The sequence below is a fragment of the Streptomyces sp. NPDC050759 genome (assembly GCF_044456945.1).
GTDB lineage: Bacteria > Actinomycetota > Actinomycetes > Streptomycetales > Streptomycetaceae > Streptomyces.
The window spans coordinates 120,931-137,993 of the sequence record NZ_JBITGI010000017.1 but is presented as its reverse complement, the minus strand read 5'-3'; the positions used below and the strand labels follow the sequence as shown (position 1 = coordinate 137,993).

General features: G+C 70.4%; 20 protein-coding genes. 12 read left to right on the top strand and 8 right to left on the bottom strand.

What is annotated here, in order from left to right; translation table 11 throughout:
- Positions 1-4 precede the first annotated feature (4 nt).
- A complete protein-coding gene (locus tag ACIBJB_RS37670; protein ID WP_280862960.1) occupies positions 5-466 on the top strand; it encodes a DUF1877 domain-containing protein in 462 nt (153 codons plus the stop codon).
- Between the two features lie 27 nt (positions 467-493).
- On the opposite strand, the gene ACIBJB_RS37665 is transcribed toward ACIBJB_RS37670, so the two are convergent.
- The 4 genes from ACIBJB_RS37665 to ACIBJB_RS37650 form a co-directional block, all read right to left on the bottom strand.
- Positions 494-1,093 (bottom strand): hypothetical protein, encoded by a 600-nt coding sequence (locus ACIBJB_RS37665; RefSeq protein ID WP_398937692.1) that lies wholly within the window; start codon positions 1,091-1,093, stop codon positions 494-496.
- 76 nt (positions 1,094-1,169) lie between these two features.
- The gene (locus tag ACIBJB_RS37660) at positions 1,170-1,673 is read right to left on the bottom strand and encodes a hypothetical protein (protein WP_398937690.1); all 504 of its coding nucleotides are present in this window, start codon (positions 1,671-1,673) and stop codon (positions 1,170-1,172) included.
- A gap of 87 nt (positions 1,674-1,760) precedes the next feature.
- Complete coding sequence (locus ACIBJB_RS37655; protein ID WP_398937688.1) at positions 1,761-2,528, bottom strand: DUF4328 domain-containing protein; 768 nt, start codon at positions 2,526-2,528, stop codon at positions 1,761-1,763.
- Positions 2,529-2,650: 122 nt separating this feature from the next.
- Positions 2,651-4,303, bottom strand: coding sequence for a family 20 glycosylhydrolase (locus tag ACIBJB_RS37650; protein WP_398937687.1), 1,653 nt, complete (start codon positions 4,301-4,303; stop codon positions 2,651-2,653).
- 155 nt (positions 4,304-4,458) lie between these two features.
- On the opposite strand from ACIBJB_RS37650, the gene ACIBJB_RS37645 reads away from it, so the two are divergent.
- The 7 genes from ACIBJB_RS37645 (at position 4,459) to ACIBJB_RS37615 (ending at position 10,946) form a co-directional block, all read left to right on the top strand.
- A complete protein-coding gene (locus ACIBJB_RS37645) occupies positions 4,459-4,971 on the top strand; it encodes a 2-oxo-4-hydroxy-4-carboxy-5-ureidoimidazoline decarboxylase (protein WP_398937685.1) in 513 nt (170 codons plus the stop codon).
- A 254-nt stretch (positions 4,972-5,225) separates the two neighbouring features.
- Complete coding sequence (sdhC, locus tag ACIBJB_RS37640) at positions 5,226-5,606, top strand: succinate dehydrogenase, cytochrome b556 subunit (protein WP_280887440.1); 381 nt, start codon at positions 5,226-5,228, stop codon at positions 5,604-5,606.
- A 5-nt stretch (positions 5,607-5,611) separates the two neighbouring features.
- Positions 5,612-6,094, top strand: coding sequence for a succinate dehydrogenase hydrophobic membrane anchor subunit (locus ACIBJB_RS37635; protein ID WP_398937682.1), 483 nt, complete (start codon positions 5,612-5,614; stop codon positions 6,092-6,094).
- 19 nt (positions 6,095-6,113) lie between these two features.
- Entirely contained in the window at positions 6,114-7,868 is a 1,755-nt protein-coding gene (sdhA, locus tag ACIBJB_RS37630) for a succinate dehydrogenase flavoprotein subunit (RefSeq protein ID WP_398937680.1), read from the top strand.
- Positions 7,868-8,647, top strand: a complete 780-nt coding sequence (locus tag ACIBJB_RS37625) for a succinate dehydrogenase iron-sulfur subunit (protein WP_398937678.1) — start codon at positions 7,868-7,870, stop codon at positions 8,645-8,647. The genes sdhA and ACIBJB_RS37625 overlap by 1 nt, the downstream gene beginning before the upstream one ends.
- A 126-nt stretch (positions 8,648-8,773) precedes the next feature.
- Positions 8,774-9,559 (top strand): hypothetical protein, encoded by a 786-nt coding sequence (locus tag ACIBJB_RS37620; protein WP_398937676.1) that lies wholly within the window; start codon positions 8,774-8,776, stop codon positions 9,557-9,559.
- Between the two features lie 94 nt (positions 9,560-9,653).
- The gene (locus ACIBJB_RS37615; RefSeq protein WP_398937674.1) at positions 9,654-10,946 is read left to right on the top strand and encodes a M48 family metalloprotease; all 1,293 of its coding nucleotides are present in this window, start codon (positions 9,654-9,656) and stop codon (positions 10,944-10,946) included.
- Positions 10,947-10,967: 21 nt separating this feature from the next.
- On the opposite strand, the gene ACIBJB_RS37610 is transcribed toward ACIBJB_RS37615, so the two are convergent.
- From ACIBJB_RS37610 to ACIBJB_RS37595, 4 genes are read right to left on the bottom strand one after another with little or no spacing between them, the layout of a single operon-like run.
- Complete coding sequence (locus ACIBJB_RS37610; protein ID WP_398937672.1) at positions 10,968-13,430, bottom strand: DUF4132 domain-containing protein; 2,463 nt, start codon at positions 13,428-13,430, stop codon at positions 10,968-10,970.
- A 2-nt stretch (positions 13,431-13,432) separates the two neighbouring features.
- Positions 13,433-13,825 carry a hypothetical protein gene (locus tag ACIBJB_RS37605; RefSeq protein ID WP_398937670.1) on the bottom strand — a complete coding sequence of 131 codons (393 nt, stop codon included), beginning with the start codon at positions 13,823-13,825 and terminating at the stop codon, positions 13,433-13,435.
- A 50-nt stretch (positions 13,826-13,875) separates the two neighbouring features.
- Positions 13,876-14,346 carry a DUF2752 domain-containing protein gene (locus ACIBJB_RS37600; protein ID WP_398937668.1) on the bottom strand — a complete coding sequence of 157 codons (471 nt, stop codon included), beginning with the start codon at positions 14,344-14,346 and terminating at the stop codon, positions 13,876-13,878.
- Positions 14,318-14,719: a TM2 domain-containing protein gene (locus ACIBJB_RS37595; RefSeq protein WP_398937666.1), complete on the bottom strand. Its 402-nt coding sequence runs from the start codon at positions 14,717-14,719 to the stop codon at positions 14,318-14,320. The genes ACIBJB_RS37600 and ACIBJB_RS37595 overlap by 29 nt, the downstream gene beginning before the upstream one ends.
- Positions 14,720-14,845: 126 nt before the next feature.
- On the opposite strand from ACIBJB_RS37595, the gene ACIBJB_RS37590 reads away from it, so the two are divergent.
- From ACIBJB_RS37590 to ACIBJB_RS37575, 4 genes are all read left to right on the top strand, one after another.
- Positions 14,846-15,256 carry a VOC family protein gene (locus ACIBJB_RS37590; protein WP_059204793.1) on the top strand — a complete coding sequence of 137 codons (411 nt, stop codon included), beginning with the start codon at positions 14,846-14,848 and terminating at the stop codon, positions 15,254-15,256.
- A gap of 116 nt (positions 15,257-15,372) precedes the next feature.
- Positions 15,373-15,768, top strand: coding sequence for a hypothetical protein (locus tag ACIBJB_RS37585; RefSeq protein WP_326665202.1), 396 nt, complete (start codon positions 15,373-15,375; stop codon positions 15,766-15,768).
- The gene (locus ACIBJB_RS37580) at positions 15,765-16,283 is read left to right on the top strand and encodes a thiol-disulfide oxidoreductase DCC family protein (RefSeq protein WP_398937663.1); all 519 of its coding nucleotides are present in this window, start codon (positions 15,765-15,767) and stop codon (positions 16,281-16,283) included. Before ACIBJB_RS37585 ends, ACIBJB_RS37580 begins: the two co-directional genes overlap by 4 nt.
- A gap of 11 nt (positions 16,284-16,294) precedes the next feature.
- Complete coding sequence (locus ACIBJB_RS37575) at positions 16,295-17,062, top strand: TetR family transcriptional regulator (protein WP_398937661.1); 768 nt, start codon at positions 16,295-16,297, stop codon at positions 17,060-17,062.
- Position 17,063: the final 1 nt, after the last annotated feature.

The window sequence follows — 17,063 nt, the reverse complement described above, 5'->3', positions numbered from 1 at the left end:
TCTGATGAGCGACTACTTCCATCTCCGCGCGGTGCCGCCCTCGGCCCTGCGCAACAGCGCGAACTGGATGCAACGGCTGTTCGAGGACGACTGGGACGCCGTCCGCGAACGCATCGGACGACACCGGGAGGAGGTGCTGGACAAGTCCTACCTGGACCACGAACTCCTCTACGCCGGCGCCGAGGTGGTCCTCGGCGGACTGCCGGTCTATCCGGGCGACCACGACAAGCCCCCGTTCCTGCTCCTGACGGCGGCCCGGGCGAACCGTGTCTCGGCGTACCTCGGTTCGGCCGACTTCGAGGCCCTGTGGCTGGTCGTCCGCGAGGAGTTGCTGCCGAGACACGGCGGGGCGGCCGCGGAACGGGAGGCGCGGGGGGTGTTCGCGGCGGCCCACCGGGACCTGACGGCGTTCTACGATCAGACGGCGCGGTACGGGGACGCGGTGGTCAAGTGGCTCGTCCAGTGAGCCTCTCCGCCACTGAGCCGCCTTCCCTCACCCCCGCCGCCGGCTCCTCCGGGACACCACCGCGCGCAGCACCCGGCGGCCCTCCGTCGACACCTCCAGGGCCGGGCGCAGGCCCGCCGGGCCGTGGACTGCGAGCAGTTCCAGGACGGTGATCTGGCGGCGCAGCTCGGCGGCGACGAGGGGAGACATGCCCTCCGTACGGCCCTCGCGGCGGGCGTCGACCGAGTCGCCCGCGTCCTTCAGGGGGTCGAGCAGCCGGTGGATCCGGAGCGCGGCGACCGAGCAGAGGTCGGCCCACGCCCGTACCCCGTCGGCGGACCGTTCGACCGGCGCGGCGGCGAGCATCCGACGGGCCAGCAGCACGGCCTCGTCCTCACCGGAGCCACCCGCATCCCGCTCGCCGTCGCCCCCGTCGGCGGCCCCGAACTCCCCGCCCAGCTTCCCCCGCACCTGCTCCAGCCGCTCGCCCCACTCCGCGTCCCCGGCCTCGTCCGCGAGCCCCGCCCACAGGGGCCGAAGGACCTCGTCGTCGCCTCCGAGCAGCGGAACGCACCGATCCAAACAAGCCAACCCGCTGGCGGCCAGTCCGCGTTCGTCGGCCTGGCCGATCAGCTCCACCAGACTCATCCACGCCTCCCTCGCCGAGCGGTATCCCCTCACGGAACCCGCACTTCCCCTTACTGCGCGCGATGGCCCGGGAGTGTCACAGGGGCACCACCCCGAGCCGGTCGAGCATACGGAAGAAGAGGTTTTCGGCCAACAGGTCGGGTTCGGCGGTCAGTACGTCGAACAGCGGGTCCTCCGCCACCTCGTGCCCCGCCTCCGCCGCCCAGGCGACGGCCCGCGCGGCCGCGTCCCGGGGTTCGAGGAAGTAGTCCTCCAGGGTCAGTCCCTCCTCGCCGCCCCCGATGTACGCGGCCATGGCGCTGCGGGCCAGACAGGTCGTCCAGGCCCCGCTTTCCGGCCCTGCCGCCTCCAGGACGACCGACGCGCTGTCCATGACGTATCCGAAGAGCGCGGGCGAACCGCTCTCCAGGGCAAGGGCGTTCATGTTGCCGACGTCGCCCTCGCCGTTCGCGTACTCCCAGACCTGCCATCCGCCGGGCGCCGACTCGCGCAGGACCATGCCCTCGGCTCCGGCCAGCGCGTCCAGCTCGGCGAGCGGCCGCTCCCCGCGGCCCACGACGAAGTAACCCCAGTAGCCCATCCCCGGTTCCCCCTGGCTGCTCGGTACGGCTCGGGCCCGAATACACCACATTCGTACGGCAGTTCGCAGCAGGATGGACCAAATCCGTCACACGGCGACGGGCACCGCGGGTCCCTGGTGGGCCTTCTCGTCCTGCATCCGGGTCAGCCGCAGCACGAGGGCGGCGGCGACCAGGGCGGCCACGAGGTCGACGCCGTCGGCGAACATCATCTGCGTCATGGAGTCGTGGATCTCCTGGGAGGTCTCGGCCGCCTCGAACGCGGTGTACAGGAACCGCCCGACGGTGTTCGTGAGGAGCCACAGCGTCCACCAGACGTTGATCAGGGCATGCCCGCCCGGCTTCTCCCCCGTCCTGCTCGCGTCCCAGATGTCGACGACGACCCGGCGCGGGTACCAGAGGCTCGCGATCGGCACGACCCAGCCGATGATCACCCAGGCGCGCGCCTTGTCATGCCCGTCCGGGGCGAAGACCTCGGCGTTGCGCCGGACCCGCCACAGCCAGATCACGAAGACGACGGCGCAGGCCAGCAGCACGAGTACCTGTGCGCTGCCGGCCGCGGCGGTGAGCTTGTCCGCCAGATCGGCCCGGTCCAGTACGGACGCCCCGGTGTCGCCGACAGCGAGGTCGCCCGAGACGTCGTACATGAGGAGGTCCGCGCCGAGGGCGAACACGTCGACGGCCGCCGCCAGTCCGAGCAGTGCCGCGGTGGCGCGCCCGAGCCCGATCGGGGAGCGCAGCCAGATCTTCGGTGTGACACCGGCCGGCGGGGCCGCGAACCCGGCGGGCGTGGCGCACCCGGCGCACAGAACGCCGTCCGGTGCCGCTTCGACATGCAGGCAGCGCGTACAGAGCATGGTGAGGTCCCCCCGTGGTGCGGATGATCAGCAGACCGCGCGGGTTCTCCCCAGAGCCTCACACGCGGCATGCGGAACATACGGTTCGGCGGCCCTGTACGTCCACAGGAATCCCTGGTTCCTCAGCTCAGCCGGTCCGCGAGCGTCTTGAACCGCGTCCAGGTCAGGGCGGGCTTCCCCGGATCCCACAGCTTCTGCGCGGTCGCCCGCAGCGGCATCCGGATGCCCGCCGCGACCTGGTCCTGCGTCTGCGCGTTCGGGAAGTCGCACCACACCGCGAAGTACCCGCCCAGGATCTGGCCGTCGTACTTCGCCGGAACGGCTGTCGTGCCGCGCAGGACTCGCGGGGTCCACTCCTCGTAGATCCGCTGTCCCGTCGGATAGTAGAACTGGTTCGGCTGCCCGAGGACGTAGTAGAGGAACTTGTCGTTGTAGTTGACGACCTTGCGCCCCGCGCTCAGGTACTCCACCGGCTGCCGGGCGCCGATCTCCTTGCCCGTCCAGTACCCGACCCGGATGTCGCCGGCGGCCCGGACGGACGTCCCCCGGAAGAAGCCGTCGTTCCACGCGAGCGGGGCCCTGCCGTGCGCCCGGACGGTCTTGGCGCGGTCGTTGAGCCAGCCCGTGGTCAGGTCCTCGACGGTGGCGCCGGGGCCGTAGGCCTTCCTGGCGGCGGTGGCGAGCTGCGGATAGGTCGCCTCCGGGTCGGACACCATGAGCGCGCGGTACTCGTCGCCGCCGAGGTGCCAGTCGGCGCCGGGGAACAGGCCGGCGTACTCGTTCAGCAGGTCGTCGACGATCTTGGCGGAGGCGGGGTTGGAGATGTCGACGGCCCCGCGCGCCGCGTTCCCCGCCGCACTGCGCAGCTGGAGCTCCGGGTGGGCGGCGATGACGGCCCCCAGATGTCCGGGCGAGTCGATCTCCGGTACGACGGTGATGTGCCGCTGCGCCGCGAGGGCGACGATCCTCTTCACCTGTGCCTTGGTCAGGTGCTGCTGCGACACGATCTCCGGGTGCGAGTCGGACTCGATCCGGAACGCCTGGTCGTCGGAGAAGTGCAGCTGGAGCCGGTTGAACTTCAGGTCGCCCAGCTCCCGGACCCGGTCCTCGATCCAGCCGGCCGTGAAGTTCTTGCGCGCGATGTCCAGGAAGAACCCGCGCACCGGCTTGGCGGGCTCGTCGCGCACGACGCCCTCCGGCGCCGTACCGCCACCGTGCACCGCCTGCTTGAGCGTGCGGGTGCCGTAGAACACCCCGGCCTCGTCCGGCCCGCTGATGGCGACCCGCCCGCCGCGCACGGTCATGCGGTACGACTCCGGGTCCGCGCCCTTCCCGCCGTCGACCGTGAGGCGCACGTCGCCGGCGCGTATGTCGTCCTTCTTCCCGGCGTACGTCAGCCCCAGCTCACCGGCGAGGAGACGCCCCTCGTCGGCGAGTCCGGCGTCGTTCACGACCACGCGCCGACCGGGGGCGGGACGCCAGCCGGGACCGCGCGCCGGGGTGTGGGCGCGGACGGCCGGGATGGTGCGGGGTGTCGTGGACAGGGGGTACGACCGGGTGGGGCTGGGGGTCGGGCTCGGGGCCCTCGAAGGGGCCGGGGAGCCTTCCGCTCTGCCGCCCATGGGTGACTCGGCCTGGGAGCGGGCCGATCCGGCCGGGTCGCTGTCGCCGCCCGCCCACAGACCGAGGCCCACCCCGACCGCGACGGTGACGACGACCGCCCCCGCGATCAGCCCCCGCGCCTGCTTCTCCGTTCGCTTCCTGTGCTGGCTCACATCGTCAACCTAGGGCCTGATGAGAGAGGACCGCGTCCCCCAGCCGTGCCGAAACGCCCCCGTGCGGGTGAAATTCGGGCATCCCTCGGACAGGTCATGTCCACTCTCGATAACGTGATGTCACATCGCTCACAGCTTCCCCTGCCGAAACACACGTGACGCCCACACATTCTCCTGGCCGACCGGCCATACCGTGCCTGCCCACCGTCCTGGACGCCTTCAACATCGCGCCCGCCGACGAGGCCAGGCTCCTTCTCCTGGACTGCCTGCGCAGTCTCCGCTGGGCGGAGCGGGTCGCGGCCCACCGCCCCTATCCGACCGTGGACGCGCTGCTGGCCGCGTCGGACGAGGCGGCGTACGACCTGACGGTGACGGATCTCTCCGAGGCCCTGGCGGCGGAGACGCTCCCCGTGGTGCCGGAGGGAGCGTATTCGGCAGCCCACATGGCCATGGACGCGGCCCACGCGGCCTACGAGGCCCGCTTCGGCCACGCTTTCGTCATCTGCCTGGACGGTCTGCCCGCCGCTGAGGCCCTGGACCACGCACTGGCAGGCATCCGGTCACGATTGACAAACGATCCGGAAGACGAGCGGGTGGTGGCAGCAGAGGAACTCCGCCGCCTGGCAAGGCAACGGTTGGTGATGGCTTTGAGGGGCGCGGGGCTGTAGTCGATGTGCGGCTACCGCCGCGTGGGCGCGATCAGCCCCCACGGCGCCGCACCCGGCACATAACAGTCGAGACCACCCCAGATGCCGCCACCGCTCACCCATCTGCGTGCCACTTTGATCACACCGGTAGGCCCGGCGTAAGCCCAGCGGCAGCGTCTCGCTACGATGCTGGGGGCCGGTGGACCGTACCCGGCCGGGCCCGACCGACAGCACAAGCCGGCTGGCCCCGATACCCCGCTCCCGGAGGGACTTCCGTGCCGGCTGGAACGCTGTACCGCGGCCGGGAAGGAATGTGGTCCTGGGTGGCTCATCGAGTCACCGGCGTCCTCATCTTCTTCTTCCTGTTCGTTCACGTGCTGGACACCGCTCTCGTCCGTGTCTCACCCGAGGACTACGACAAGGTCGTAGCCACGTACAAGACCCCGCTCGTCGCGTGTCTGGAGTACGGCCTCGTGGCCGCCATCCTCTTCCACGCGCTCAACGGCCTGCGCGTCATCGCCGTCGACTTCTGGTCGAAGGGCCCGCGCTACCAGAAGCAGATGTTCTGGGCCGTGGCCGGCGTCTGGGTCGTGCTGATGCTCGGGGCGATCTACCCCGTCCTCGGCCACGCCGCTCGTGAACTGTTCGGGAGCTGATACCGATGGCGACCACTGAAACCACCCCGTCCGGTATCGGCCCCGTCGAGGGCTCCTCCGGCTACGGCGTCGACAACCCGGCGCCCCTCATCGAGGCCCCGCGCAAGCGCACCAAGAAGTCCCCCAAGTCCACGCGGGGCAACTTCGAGATGGCCGCCTGGCTGTTCATGCGCCTGTCCGGCATCGTGCTGGTCGTCCTGGTCATCGGCCACCTGCTGATCCAGCTCGTGCTGGACGGCGGCGTCTCCAAGATCGGCTTCGCGTTCGTCGCGGGCCGCTGGGCGTCCCCGTTCTGGCAGGTCTGGGACCTGCTGATGCTGTGGCTCGCGATGCTGCACGGCGCCAACGGTCTGCGCACGATCATCAACGACTACGCGGAGCGCCCGAACACCCGCCTGTGGCTCAAGGGCCTGCTCTACACCGCCACGGTGTTCACCATCCTGCTCGGCACGCTGGTGATCTTCACCTTCGACCCGAACATCCGCTAGGCACGGGGCTGCGAGAATCATGAAGATCCACAAGTACGACACCGTCATCGTCGGCGCCGGCGGCGCGGGCATGCGCGCGGCCATCGAGTCGACGAAGCGCAGCCGCACCGCCGTGCTGACCAAGCTCTACCCCACCCGCTCCCACACGGGCGCCGCGCAGGGCGGCATGGCCGCCGCGCTCGCCAACGTGGAGGAGGACAACTGGGAGTGGCACACCTTCGACACGGTCAAGGGCGGTGACTACCTGGTCGACCAGGACGCCGCCGAGATCCTGGCGAAAGAGGCCATCGACTCGGTCCTCGACCTGGAGAAGATGGGCCTGCCGTTCAACCGCACGCCGAACGGCACCATCGACCAGCGCCGCTTCGGCGGTCACTCGCGTAACCACGGCGAGGCCCCGGTCCGCCGCTCCTGCTACGCGGCCGACCGCACCGGCCACATGATCCTCCAGACGCTGTACCAGAACTGCGTGAAGGAGGGCGTGGAGTTCTTCAACGAGTTCTACGTCCTGGACCAGCTGATCACCGAGGTCGACGGCGTCAAGCGCTCGGCGGGTGTCGTCGCGTACGAGCTGGCGACCGGTGAGATCCACGTCTTCCAGGCGAAGGCCGTGGTCTACGCGTCCGGCGGCTGCGGCAAGTTCTTCAAGGTGACGTCCAACGCGCACACGCTGACCGGTGACGGCCAGGCCGCGGTCTACCGCCGGGGTCTGCCGCTGGAGGACATGGAGTTCTTCCAGTTCCACCCGACCGGCATCTGGCGCATGGGCATCCTGCTGACGGAGGGTGCCCGCGGTGAGGGCGGCATCCTGCGCAACAAGGACGGCGAGCGCTTCATGGAGAAGTACGCGCCGGTCATGAAGGACCTCGCGTCCCGTGACGTCGTCTCCCGGTCCATCTACACGGAGATCCGTGAGGGGCGCGGCTGCGGTCCCGAGGGCGACCACGTCTACCTGGACCTCACCCACCTCCCGCCGGAGCAGCTGGACGCCAAGCTGCCGGACATCACCGAGTTCGCGCGCACCTACCTCGGTATCGAGCCGTACACGGACCCGATCCCGATCCAGCCCACCGCGCACTACGCGATGGGCGGCATCCCGACGAACGTCGAGGGTGAGGTGCTCGCCGACAACACCACGGTCGTCCCGGGCCTGTACGCGGCCGGCGAGGTCGCCTGCGTCTCGGTCCACGGCGCCAACCGGCTGGGCACGAACTCGCTGCTGGACATCAACGTGTTCGGCAAGCGGGCCGGTATCGCGGCCGCCGAGTACTCCCAGAAGGCCGACTACGTCGAGCTGCCGGAGAACCCGGCCGAGCTGGTCGTCGCGCAGGTCGAGCGGCTGCGGGACGCCACGGGCACCGAGCGCGTGTCGGTCATCCGCCGCGAGCTGCAGGAGACCATGGACGCCAACGTCATGGTGTTCCGCACCGAGCAGACGATCAAGACGGCGGTCGAGAAGATCGCGGAGCTGCGCGAGCGGTACCTGAACGTCTCGATCCAGGACAAGGGCCGGCGTTTCAACACGGACCTGCTGGAGGCGATCGAGCTCGGCAACCTGCTGGACCTCGCCGAGGTCATGGCGGTGTCGGCGCTGGCCCGCAAGGAGTCCCGCGGCGGTCACTACCGCGAGGACTACCCCAACCGCGACGACGTCAACTTCATGCGCCACACCATGGCGTACCGCGAGGTGGGCGACGACGGCACCGAGTCCATCCGTCTCGACTACAAGCCGGTCGTCCAGACCCGCTACCAGCCGATGGAGCGTAAGTACTGATGGCAACCCCTGTTCTGGACAAGGCGGACGCGGCCGGCGAGCCCGAGCCCGGCTTCGCCGACTCCCCGTACATCACGGCCACCTTCCGCGTCCGCCGCTTCAACTCGGAGGTCTCGGCGGAGGCGACCTGGGAAGACTTCCAGCTGGAGATCGACCCGAAGGAACGTGTCCTCGACGCCCTGCACAAGATCAAGTGGGAGCTGGACGGCACACTGACCTTCCGCCGTTCCTGCGCGCACGGCATCTGCGGCTCGGACGCGATGCGGATCAACGGCAAGAACCGTCTTGCCTGCAAGACCCTCATCAAGGACATCAACCCCGAGAAGCCGATCACGGTCGAGCCCATCAAGGGCCTGACGGTCCTGAAGGACCTCGTGGTCGACATGGATCCGTTCTTCCAGGCGTACCGCGACGTGATGCCCTTCCTGATCACGAAGGACACGAACGAGCCGACCCGGGAACGCCTCCAGACGGCGGAGGACCGCGAGCGCTTCGACGACACCACGAAGTGCATCCTGTGCGCGGCCTGCACGTCCTCCTGCCCGGTCTTCTGGAACGACGGCCAGTACTTCGGCCCGGCGGCCATCGTCAACGCGCACCGCTTCATCTTCGACTCGCGTGACGAGGCGGGCGAGCAGCGCCTGGAGATCCTCAACGACCGCGACGGCGTGTGGCGCTGCCGCACGACGTTCAACTGCACGGACGCCTGTCCGCGCGGGATCGAGGTCACCAAGGCGATCCAGGAAGTGAAGAGGGCGCTGATCACCCGGCGCTACTGATCTCCGTTCTCCTACGGTGAGTTGGGCCCCGTTCCCCGGTTCGCGCCGGGGCGGGGCCTCCCTCATTCCCAGCCAACTCTCGTGTGTTCACTGTGACTTGTGGGGCCTGAGTTGCAGACTGGCCTCATGGCACTCCTGAGGAAATCCGCCGCCGCGCTGTGCGCCGCCGCAGCGGTACTGCTCGCGATACCCCCCACTGCCTCCGCGGCCCCCGCACCCTACGGGACCCTGGCCCGGGAGAACTTCGACCGTCTCCCCCTCGGCCCGGTCACCGAGGGGCGCGGCTGGAGCGCCGACACGGCCGGCGGCACGCTGACCGTCGCCCCCAGCGCCACGGGGCACGGGCGTGAGCTGCGCATTCGTACCGAGGGCAACGGTCGGGCCTTCCTTGTGTTCGATGAACTCTCCCCGCCCGGCAACAGCTTCTGGGGGCGGGTGCGGCTGCGGGTCGGCGGGTTTCCCACGGCGCCCGACTGGGCGCACTGGACCATCGCCGAGGCGTCGGGGGCGGGCTCGCCGACACTGGTACGGCCGCTCGGTGGGCAGTACGCGCCGACCGACGGCGCCAACTTCTGGGGCGTCGGGTCCGATCTCGGGCCCACCGGGGACTGGACCTCCTGGAAGACCTCCGCACCGGCCGTCGGCGGGGCCTGGCAGTGCGTCGAGTTCCATCTGGACGCCACCGACAACCGGGTCACCGTGTATCTCGGCGGCGTGGAGCAGTCCGAGCTGACGGTGTCCACCAAGGCACACGGGGGGACCGCGGACGACTTCGTCTTCCCCGCCTTCGACCGGCTGAAGCTGGGCTGGCAGCTCTATCAGACCGACCCGACACCGTCGTCATACGACATCCGTATGGACGACATCGCGCTCGGCACACGGCGTGTGGGCGGCTGCGGAAACGGTGGCTGAACCAGGGATTGCGCCCGGTGTGCCGGGCGTGATCCACTTCGGCGGTCATGAGCTGGGGGCCTCTGGGGAGGGGCCGGGGACCGGGGAGGCAGCGGTGCGTACCGCTGGAGAAGAGATCGTGTCGTCGTGCCCGCAGTGCGGGGTGGAGATCCGTACGGACAGACGGTTCACCACGTGGTGTGCCGCCTGCGAGTGGAACGTGGACCCGCAGGGCCCCGGCAAGGAGAAGCGCGGGCTGGACAGGGTGCGGCGCGGGCTGGCGCAGCGGTACGGCGCGCGGCTGTTCGACGAGCTGAGGGACGGGCACGGGGGCGGGAAGGAGAGCGGGAGCGGGCGTAACTGGTCCGGTCCGCTCGCCTACGCTCTCGCGCTCGCCGTGCACGCGATGACCGTCGTCCTGGCCGCGGTCGGCTTGTGGGGCCTGGTCCGTGGCTGGGGCGGGCTCGGGATGGTGTTCGGGCTGTTCCTGTTGGCGCTGGCCTGGTCCGTGCGGCCGCGGCTGAACCGGCTGTCCGACGACGACCGCGTCCTGCTGCGAGGCGACGCGCCCGAGCTGTACGCGCTCGTCGACGAGGTCGCCGCCACCCTGGGCACCCGGAGTGTGGACGCCGTCGTCGTGGACGTCGAGGCCAACGCGAGTGTCACCCATCTCGGGCTGCGGCGCCGGCTCCTGACGCTGGGGCTGCCGCTGTGGGAGGTGCTGAGCCCGCAGGAGCGGATCGCGCTCCTGGGGCACGAGCTCGGTCACTTCACCCACGGCGACACCCGGCACGGCATGGTCGTGGGAACCGCCTGCCGATCGCTGAGCACCTGGCTCTACTACGTCCGGCCGATGCCAAACCCGAACGTGGTCCAGGCCGTCACCAACCTGGCCTGCGTCCCGCTCCGCCTGCTGATCACCGCTGTCATGGCGCTGCTCGACCTGCTGACCGCGCGGGCCTCCCAGCGCGGTGAGTATCTGGCCGACGGAACGGCGGCCCACACCGGGTCCACCGAGGGCGCGGTCGGTCTGATGGACCGCCTCATGGTCACCGACTCGATCGTCACCACTCTGCAGCGCGAGACCAACAGCCGTCGGCTGCGCGGTGCGGGCCGGGGCGGCCGGCAGAACGCCGACGGCCTGTGGGAGGCGCTCGTCGCCCATCTGGACTCGGTCCCGGAGTCCGAGTTCGAACGCCAGCGCAGGGTCGGGGCACTGCGCGGCCACAGCGTCGACGCGAGCCACCCGCCGACCCATCTGCGCCGCCGGCTCCTGCTGGACGGTACGCCGGTGCCCGCCTCGGTGACGGCGGACACCGCCCGGACCGAGCGCATCGCCGGTGAGCTGGCGGACGTACGCGGGACGCTGGCCCGTGAGGTCGTCAGGGACGGTTACGGAGACCTGTGACGGCCCCCCGGGTCGGGCCGGTCACAGCTGGCTCAGGATCGTCGGATCGGTGATCTTCGTGTCGTCGGCCAGCATCATCGCCTTGCTGAGGATGACCGCGAGCATGCGGTCGCCCTCGTAGGGGAGGTAACCGGCCTGCGGTGCCGACGGGTTGGCCTTCGGGACGATGCAGAGGTACTGGTCGTTCGGGGTACGGAGGATGTTGCCCGAGCCGAGGTGGATCTTGTACGTGTGGCGGTCGCCCTTGACGTGGAGGAAGCGGCCCTCCAGGGTGCACCGGTCGGCTATCGCGAGTCTCGGGATCAGACGGTCCAGGAGGAGACGGCGGGTCTCGGCGCTCTGGTTGAGCTCTCCGAAGCCGTACGACGTCCAGTACTCCCGGAAACGGCCGCCGGGGCCGCCGTCCTGCCAGGTGGGGTCGTTGCCGATGCTGGCCACGCCGACGAACAGGTCCACGTCGCGCAGGACTTCGGACAGGACCAGGGGCGGGATCTCCGTCAGGGGCCGGGGGGCCACCGGCTCGGCACCGTCGCGCAGCCACATGCGGTACTCGCCGCCTGCGCAGTGCGCCCAGTTCTCCGGGGCGTCGATCGGGTAGAAGCGGACCTGGTCGGTGCGCAGGCGCAGGAAGGTGCCGGAGTCGGTGATGTCCGTGTAGTCCTCGCCGCCGTCACCCTCGATCCAGTACTCGGCTCGCAGGCCCCAGCGCGGGAGGTCCCGGCTGGGCGGCGGGGCCTCGTCGTCGACGGCCAGGCGGAGTCTGTTGCGCCAGCCCCGGGCCGCCGCCAGGGAGTGGAACTGGTGCTGGCGCAGGACGTGGGCCGCGAAGCGGTTGGAGTAGGTGCCGGTGGTGCGCTCCGCGTCCGTCAGCAGGTAGACCTCTCGGTGGGCCTGCTTGAAGGGCTGGGTGATCTGGTGGCGTTCCAGCCAGTCGCGCCAGGCGGCGATCTCGGCGGGGGTGTGGTCCACCGGGTGCCAGAGGCGGACTTCCGTCCCTGCGGTGACCGGGGTGTCCGTGACCGTGCGCAGCGAGCCGTCGGCGTATCCGGCCGTCGTGCCGTCGACCGTCCACAGGAGGCGGCGGGCGAGGGTCCCGACGAGGGGGTGGTCGAGGTAGCGCTCGCGCCAGGTGCCGTAGGACCAGGTGCGGTCGGCCAGGAACTGGCGGTCCAGGCGCTCGCTCTGGGCCGAGAGCATCTTGTCGATGTCCTTGACGGCCGCCTTGAGCTCCTTCAGGTCCTCCGCGTGGTCCCGTCGTACCGCGGCCGGCACGCTCTTGACCGGCTTCCCGCCCGCGTTGCTCCAGGTCAACACGGCCCTGGAGCCTTGCACTTCGAGGACGGCCGTGTTCTCACCGAGCAGGTGCTCCGCGCGTCCGACCTCGGTCAGGCCGTACGCCGGTACGGCGAGTTCCTCGATCTCCTCGCGGCTGAGGCCCAGGGCGACGGCGCGTGCCTCCAGGGCGGCGTCGAGCAGCTTGGCGGTGTTCTTGTACGTCACCCGGGTGGCCAGGCGGGCCAGTTCGGCGAGGGCCGCCTCGCTGTCGATGCGGGCGAGGGCGTTGACGCCGGCGTTGGCGACCTTCGGGTTGCGCGGGCCGAGGCCGGCGACCTTCTTGAGGGAGGTCTCGACGAGGGCGCCGAGGGCGCGGGCGGTGTCGGGGTGCGCCGGGAGGAGGGACAGGAGCCAGGCGAGGCCGCGCAGGGCGGTCGCGTTGTAGGGGTCGTAGGCGCTGTTGACGTCGGGTTCGTACCGCCCGCGTTCCAACTCGAAGGTGCGGGGGCGGCCGACCAGGGCGAGCCAGCGGATCACCGCCTCGCGGACCCGGTCGGGACCGAGCGGGTCGACCAGGGCGGCTGTCTGCTTGTCCCACTTGGCGGATGGCTTGGCCGCGGTGGCGGTCGTCATGTGGGTCAACAGTCGCTGCCAGGCGGGGCCGTTCTCCCGCAGGGCTTCCTCGGCCCACGCCTCCCCCACGTTGAGGGGCGGCTCGGTCAGCTTCTTGGCCACCCTGGGCAGGTCTTCGTTGTGGTAGGCGTGGAGGACCGAGCGGCGGACCGTGGCGACGACGGCGGGCGCGATCGGGCGGCCCGCGACCAGCTCGGCCTCGATGAGGTTCTCGTAGCGGGCGCCCCACCAGAAGGAGTGCTGCCGGGAGATCCCGTCGAGCAGGGACAGACGCTCCGCGGTCAGGCGGTCGTGGGGCGGCAGGTCCCGGGAGACGATGCCCAGCAGGATCAGCGCGTTCTGCCGGACGTTGGGGCCCGCCTGTTCCGAGTGGTACTGCGTCACGAGGCCGTCGGCGATCCGTGACCGCGCGTCCGGCGGCAGTTCGAGCAGCCGGGCCGGCACGCCGTCCCACAGTCCGGACCAGTTGCCGTTGTTGACGGCCGCGGCCTTGAGCAGGTCGGCGGCGAGCTCCTCCAGGTCACCGTCGGCGGCCCGCTGCCGGATCAGGTCCTTGTACTTCTGGATCTCGCTCATGGTCAGCCACCCACCAGCGGGACGAGCTTGAGGAAGGTGACCTCGGTGCCGAGCACGAGGTCGATCTCCTCGTCGAGCTCGGTCACCTGACGGTCGCCGACGAGCACCAGGAAGCCGTTGCCCGCGAAGGCCTTGAGGGCGAGCTCGGTCTGGGTCTCGGGGTCTATGCGGCGGGGGGTGCGCAACGCGTAGCCGTTCACCACGCGTTCGGTGTCCTCGGGCTGGACCAGGCCCTGGAAGACGGCGGGTGTGCGCGCGTTGTACTCGGCCACCTCCTGGAAGACCCGGCGGCGGATCAACTCGCGCACGGCGAGCTGCTCCTCGGCGATCTCCAGACCCCAGCCGTCACTGCGGCTCCCGCTCGTCGTCTCGTCGACGAACATCACGATTCCCATGAAGAAGACAGTACGAGGCGCCACTGACAACGGGCCCGGCTCGGAGTGGGTCACACGATGTTGCGGACCACCGTCCAGGCCACGGCCACCACGAGGACGACCACCTGCGCCCGGGGACACAACGTGGGGCGCCAGCGGCGGCCGCGCAGGCCCTCCCACGCCCAACGGCCCAGCAGGACCAGGGCGTACGGCGCGGCGAGCAGCAGGGCCCGGTTGTCCAGCCACGCCTCGGTGACGTGGCCGTGCATCAGGTCGTACACCATGCGGGTGCCGCCGCAGGCAGGACAGAGCAGGCCGGTGACCATGCGGAACGGGCACTGCGGCAGGAGGTGGCCGGGGTCGTGCGGGTCGGTGCGGTAGAGGTACACGGCACCGGCGGTTCCCGCGGCGAGGACCGCCGAGGGTGCCGTCGCGGGGTGGCGGAGCGGGGAGCGCCGTACGGAGGACCGGGGCACCGCCGGAGCGGTGCCGGATGCCGCGGCGCCCTCCGCCCTAGCTTCGGAGGATCCGGCCGTGTTCATCGGTGTGGTCGTTCCCGGTGAGCAGGAGGATGCCGTCGACCAGCGACCAGATGCCCAGGCCGCCGCAGGTGAAGAGCTGGGCGAGTCCCATCCCGACGTTGCCCAGGTAGAAGCGTCCTACACCGAAGCCGCCGAGGGTGAGCTGGAGGATGCCCGCGATGACCTTCGACTTGTCGGAGTACGGCCGTCCGTACGGGTCGTAGCCGTAGGGGGCGTTGGGGTCTCCCGTGTACGTCCCCGGGGGCGGGGGGTAGTAGCCCGGCGGCGGGTATCCGGGAGGCGGGTAGCCCGGCGGCGGGTAGCCCTGCTGCTGATATCCGGGTGGGGGGCCCTGCTGGGGGCCCTGCTGCTCGTGACCCTGCTGCTCGCTCAAGGGGGACTGCTCCTGGGGACCGAAGCGGGAGGACCCGCGAAAAAAAGACAATGAGCCCGGTCATCATGCACGACGGACACCGCGTCGCAGAAGCCCGTTCCGTCACCTCCGGCTTAATCTGACGGAATGTCAGATGACCAGTCGTACGAACTGCTCGGTTTCGACAACGTGCTGCTGCCCGTCGGGGACCTCGGCGAGGCCGTCTCCTTCTACGAGCGCGCGGGCTTCACGGTGGGCTTCCGGCTCGACGAGGCCGGGATCGCGCTGCTGAAGGTCGGCGGCGAGACGCCCGGGATCCTGCTCAGGCAGGAGGAGGCTCTCGGGCACCGGCCGCCGCCGTGGCCCGCCACGCGCGTGTGGCTGGAGGTACCGGACGCCAGGACCGCCGCCCGGGAGCTGCGCGCGGCCGGCCTCGAACTGCTCGACGAGCCCTTCTCCGTGGCCACCGGCTGGACCGTCGAGGTCGCCGACCCCTGGGGGAACGTCCTCGGGTTCACCGACTACACCAAGCGTCCAGAGCTCGGCCGGCGAGCCTGAGGGATCGCGAGCATGCACGTGACGCAGGCCTCTCCGCACGCGAGTTGAACACGTTCAAAAGGGGTCTAGAGTCTCTCCCGTCAGCGTTTTGAACGCGTTCAAGAAGGGGGAGGCGCATGGACCGCACGGTCGTCGCCTATGTCATCTACCTGGTCGTCAGCATCGCCCTGACTGTATGGGTGGCCCGCACGCTCAGCAGGAACGGACGGATCTTCCTCGCCGACGTGCTGCGCGGGAACGAGAAGCTCGCCGAGGCCGTCAACCACCTCCTGGTGGTCGGCTTCTACCTGGTGAACCTCGGGTTCGTCGCGCTGTACCTCAGCGGCGACGGGACGATCGAAAACACGCGCGGCGTCTTCGAGGCCCTGTCGACCAAGCTGGGCGTGGTGCTGCTGGTGCTCGGAGTGATGCACCTGGCCAATGTGTACGTCCTCAACCGGATCCGCAGGCGGGGCGCCATGGAGCGGGAGCAGGTGCCGCCGGTCGCGCCGCAGGACTGGGTCCGGGCATGACAGGCCCGGCAGGTGCCAAGGGTGGTGCGGGCGTTCCGGCGGACCGCACCCCGGTCCGCCGGCTCACCGTCCTGTACGACGCCGAATGCTCCCTGTGCGCCTTCCTGCGCGCCTGGCTCGTACGGCAGCCGCAGCTGGTGCCGCTGGAGTTGGTGCCGGCGGGGTCGCAGGAGGCCCGGCAGAGGTTTCCCGGGCTCGATCACCGCGCCACCCTCGAGGAGATCACCGTCGTCGGCGACGCGGGACAGGTCTACCGCGACACCGCCGCCTGGATCGTGACCCTGTGGGCCCTGCGCGAGCACCGGCCGCTCGCGCACCGGCTCAGCACCCCGTCCGGGGCACGGCTCGCGAGGGGCGCGGTGCTCGCCGCCGCGAAATGGCGGGGCGCGCAGTGGCAGGGCGGCCAGTGGGGCGGCCCCGCGTACCGCCGCTCGGAGGGCTGGGCGTACGACCCCGGCAGGGGCTGGGTCCACACCCCACCGGGGTGCGACAGCGGCGGCCGCGCCACTGGTTAGGCTCTCTTTCCGTGCCTGCGAACAACGACGGCCCCGACGAGGGCAGTACCCCGAGCAAGTCCGAACAGACGAGCAAGTCCGAGACGAGCAAGTCCGAGCAGACGCGCGCGCTGATCCTGGAGACGGCGATGCGGCTGTTCCAGGAGCGGGGGTACGACAAGACGACCATGCGGGCCATCGCCCAGGAGGCCGGGGTCTCCGTCGGCAACGCGTACTACTACTTCGCCGGCAAGGAGCACCTGATCCAGGGCTTCTACGACCGGATCGCCGCCGAGCACCAGGCAGCGGTCCGGGAGGTCCTGGCCCGGGAGAGCGACCTCGAGGCGCGGCTCGCGGGCGTACTGAAGGTCTGGCTGGACATCGCGCAGCCGTATCACGAGTTCGCGGTGCAGTTCTTCAAGAACGCCGCCGATCCCGACAGCCCGCTCAGTCCGTTCTCGCCCGAGTCGGAGCACGCGCGCGTGGAGGCGATCGCCGTACACCGCGAGGTGCTGCGGGGCGCGACGAGGACCAAGGTGTCCGAGGAACTGCGCGACATCCTCCCCGAGTTGATGTGGCTGTCCCAGATGGGGCTCGTCCTGTACTGGATCTTCGACCGCACGGAGGGCCGCGAGCGGAGCTACCGGCTCGCCGAGCGCGGCGCCAGACTCACCGCGAGGGGCGTGTCGCTGGCCCGGTTCCGGGTGCTCAGGCCGCTCGTACGGGAGGTGCACGAACTGTTCACGGACTTCCTGCCGGGGATGACGAAGGTGATGCCGGACCCCGGCAGGAAGGCCTGAT